The sequence below is a fragment of the Niastella sp. genome, from assembly GCF_045805085.1.
GTDB lineage: Bacteria > Bacteroidota > Bacteroidia > Chitinophagales > Chitinophagaceae > Niastella.
On the sequence record NZ_JBJMLX010000307.1, the window covers coordinates 1 to 3845 of the forward strand.

Genomic DNA, 3845 nt, shown 5'->3' on the forward strand with positions numbered 1-3845 from the left:
CATCAGACCCCGCCAGGCAAAACGTGGGTAATCGGTAATATGCACGCCGGGAATAACCCAGGCGGTTTTCTTTACCACCGACTTGCTTTCTATTTCTTTGGGAAGTAGTTGGATCAAAGTTTGCACCGCATAAAACAAGCCGGCAGGGTCGTTGGCAGAAACCCGCACCCCGGCAGCAGTTACATCAATCGTATAACCTTCTTTTCCTATATTTTTATCGGCATTGCGGTTCAGGGTAAAACTGATTACATTGGCTTTAACCGCCGGCGCTGCCGGCGCCAGGGTAAAACCGGTGGCTTTTTTTACCTGGCTGGTAAAATAACCGGCAACGCGTTGCACATCGGTATTTTTAGCATCGGCCACTATTTTGGTTTGATTATTAAGAACAAAGCGGGCCGCCTTTTTTTCAAGGGAAACCGGCTGAGGAATGATCGAGATGTCTGAAGCGGTTTGAGATACGGCAATAGCAACCATCCAGAAACTGGCAAATAACAGGCTGATTTGTTTCATATTACTCTTTGAGGATTTATTCGTGAATCGGCAATCGTCAATCGGCAATGAATTTCCGGCGGTGCAAGATTGGTCATTGATCTCAATACTCGCGAGCTATTCACGATTGCCGATTGCCGACTGCCGCCTGTCGATTGCCGAATTTATGCAATTTTGCCACTCATATAGTAGAAATTTTTTGCAAACGATTGATCCTCTTTATTGAATGATCATTAATTTGTAACTTCCCAAAAACAATCAAATACACATGAAGAAATTGCTTGTACCTACTGACTTCTCCGACACATCAAAGAACGCAGCTATGTTTGCTGCGCAAATGGCCGCAGACATTCAAAATGCCAAGATCATATTAATTCATGTGTCTGATAAGATTACAGGTGGTTCAGATGGTACGCCACTTACCGAGGACGATGATGATCGCCGGGTTATATTATCACAGGCCCTGGGCCAGTTAAAAGAAGAATTGCTGGCGGTAGCGCCACAGGCGCCCATCGAGTTTGCAATGGAAAAAGGTTCTTCCCTGGTGGAAACCTTAACGCGCTATGTACGCCACCAGGCCATTGACATGGTAGTAATGGGTATTACCGGCGCCACCCGCCTCGAACAGATCTTTATGGGTAGCAATACCCTCGATATGGCCAAGGAAGGCGTTTGCCCGGTATTGATCGTTCCTCCGGATGCAAAATACCGCACCATTAAAAATGTTGTGCTCGCCAGCGACTTTAAAGAGGTAGAAACTACTATTCCGGTAGCGCCAGTACGCGCCACCCTCGACCTGTTTAAACCAGTTCTGCATATCGTGAACGTAGATAGTGAACACTATGTAGAACTGACCGATGAATACAAGGCGGAAAGAAGAAAACTGGAAACCATGTTCAAGGATTATAAACCTGAGTTTTCTTTCATCAGGCAGTATGATTTCTTTGACGCCATCAGCCAGTTTGTTGATGATAGAAATATCGATCTGATCTTTATTGTGCCAAAAGACCGGTCATTTGTTCCCAGTCTGTTCAAGACCAGCCATACCAAAAAACTGGCCTATCACAGTCACGTACCAATTGTAGCGATCCATGAATAAAGTTCGTTTAAATGATCTCGAAAAGGCGTAACCGGTAAGGTTGCGCCTTTTTTAAGTTTGTTGGTTCATGAGTTATTCAATAACTTAATAACAGTGCTTAGTTACAGTCACGAAGTATTCTTTGAGGTAGCCACCCACCTCAGCTTTTCCAGAGCTGCCGATATCCTGTACATCAGCCAGCCGGCCATTACCAAACACATTCAGTCGCTCGAAAAACATTATAAGATCAGTTTGTTCGAGCGCAAAGGCAATAGTGTGTCACTCACCAGCGAAGGAAAAATCCTGCTTGAATACGTGATAAAAGGCCGCGAACTGCAACGCCAGCTGGAGTTTGACATAAGTATCCAAAAAGACCTGCAACTGGCCAAAGGATCGTTTACACTGGGAACCAGCACCACCATTTCTTTATACGTTATCCCCCCCGTTTTTTCAGCCTTTCACCAGCAATACCCCAATATTGACCTGAAGCTGGTAAACCGCAACTCAGAAAACATTTTAAAGGCCCTGCTCGATCATGAAATTGACCTGGCCATTACCGAAGGCCGCAATACCATCACTTCGGTAAAATACCAGTTCTTTTTAACAGATGAAGTAATACCGGTGTGCAGTGCAAAAAGCAGCCTGGTGAAGAAAAAAAACATTTCACCTGATGAGTTAAAGACCATACCGGTAGCCTTACGCGAAAGAGGATCGGGTACTTTATCGGCTGTAACAGAAGCTTTACAAAAATGTAAACTCAGCATAGCAGACCTGCAACATAAAATTGTTTTAGGGGGCACCGAAGCGCTGAAGAATTTCCTGCTCGACGATACCTGTCTGGGCTTTTTACCTTTACGCTCCGTAGCGCGACAACTAAAAAATGGCGAACTGGTTCGGTTGACCATTCCTGGTTTGTCAATCAATCGTTCCTTTTATTTTATGCAACGCCGCGGATCCGAAGCAGACCGTATCAATCAACTCTTTATAAAACTGGCTACCAGTCATTATAACAAAAAGTTATAGCATATAAGCAATCGGTATCGTTTTCCTTGCAAGTGGTCATTACTTTTACATCGTTATACATTTGCAATGAAAACAGTACACACACTTACCTCCTTAACACAACTGACCTGTTCGCAGTGCGGACAAACATACAGTGCCTTTGAGCCGCAAACTTTTTCAACCTGCTGTAACAAGCCATTGGCAGCTCAATACAATCTGGCCGAAGTACCTGATAAAACGGTGCTGTATAAGCGGGAAGCCACCATGTGGCGATATAAAGAAGTATTACCCGTTTTTGAAGAAGAGAATATTGTGAGCCTGGGCGAAGGTATGACTCCCATTCTTGAACTAAAACGCTTACAATCAGCTTACGAATTACCGAACTTGTTTTTAAAGGATGAATCAAAAAACCCCACGGGTTCCTTTAAAGCAAGAGGGTTAAGTGCAGCTGTTTCCAAAGCAAAGGAATTTGGTTTTCATACCTGTATTATTCCAACTGCAGGTAATGCCGGTGGCGCGCTGGCTGCCTATTGCGCCAAAGCAGATATAAAAGCCATTGTGGTAATGCCGCGTCATACCCCACAGGTGTTTAAAGATGAGTGTGAGTTATACGGCGCAGAACTGATACTGGTGGATGGGCTCATCAGCGATTGCGCTAAAAAAGTTGCCCAGCTGAAAGAATCCATCAATTGCTTCGATATTTCAACCATGAAAGAACCTTATCGCCTGGAAGGCAAGAAGACTATGGGGTATGAAATAGCCGAGCAATTCAACTGGACATTACCCGATGTGATCCTGTATCCCACTGGTGGCGGCACCGGATTGATTGGCATGTGGAAGGCGTTTAAAGAAATGCAACAAATGGGCTGGATCGGTGAAAAACTCCCGCGTCTGTATGCCATACAAGCAGAGAATTGTCAGCCCGTAGTACAAACCTGGAAAGGCTTACAACCCAATGCGAAAAATTATATAGGTCAACCTTCACTGGCTAACGGACTGGCAGTGCCGAATCCGTTTGCCGAAGACATGATGTTGACAGCGCTGCGCGAATCAAAAGGCCAACCACTGGCAGTAAGCGATGATGATATGCTTGCTGCTGTTAAAGAAATTGCCAGTAAAGAAGGATTGATCATTGCCCCCGAAGGCGGCGCTTTATGGAAAGGATTGTTACAACTGGTGAAGGAAGGAACAGTTCAACGGGCGGAGAGAATACTATTACTAAATACAGGTTCCGGCTATAAATACCTTGAAAATATTCTTTAATGGACGGACAAGG

4 protein-coding genes are annotated in these 3845 nt (G+C 44.7%); 3 read left to right on the top strand and 1 reads right to left on the bottom strand.

The genetic code is table 11. The features are described 5' to 3' along the window. On the bottom strand, positions 1 to 510 hold a 510-nt coding region (locus ACJ751_RS15770), incomplete at its 3' end, for a glycoside hydrolase family 20 zincin-like fold domain-containing protein (protein WP_407746461.1). 247 nt (positions 511 to 757) lie between these two features. On the opposite strand from ACJ751_RS15770, the gene ACJ751_RS15775 reads away from it, so the two are divergent. The 3 genes from ACJ751_RS15775 (at position 758) to ACJ751_RS15785 (ending at position 3832) form a co-directional block, all read left to right on the top strand. Continuing rightward, positions 758 to 1588: a universal stress protein gene (locus ACJ751_RS15775; RefSeq protein WP_407746462.1), complete on the top strand. Its 831-nt coding sequence runs from the start codon at positions 758 to 760 to the stop codon at positions 1586 to 1588. 93 nt (positions 1589 to 1681) lie between these two features. After that, positions 1682 to 2590, top strand: a complete 909-nt coding sequence (locus ACJ751_RS15780; RefSeq protein ID WP_407746463.1) for a LysR substrate-binding domain-containing protein — start codon at positions 1682 to 1684, stop codon at positions 2588 to 2590. 66 nt (positions 2591 to 2656) lie between these two features. Beyond that, on the top strand, positions 2657 to 3832 hold the full coding sequence (locus ACJ751_RS15785) for a threonine synthase (RefSeq protein ID WP_407746464.1): 1176 nt from the start codon (positions 2657 to 2659) through the stop codon (positions 3830 to 3832). Positions 3833 to 3845 lie beyond the last annotated feature (13 nt).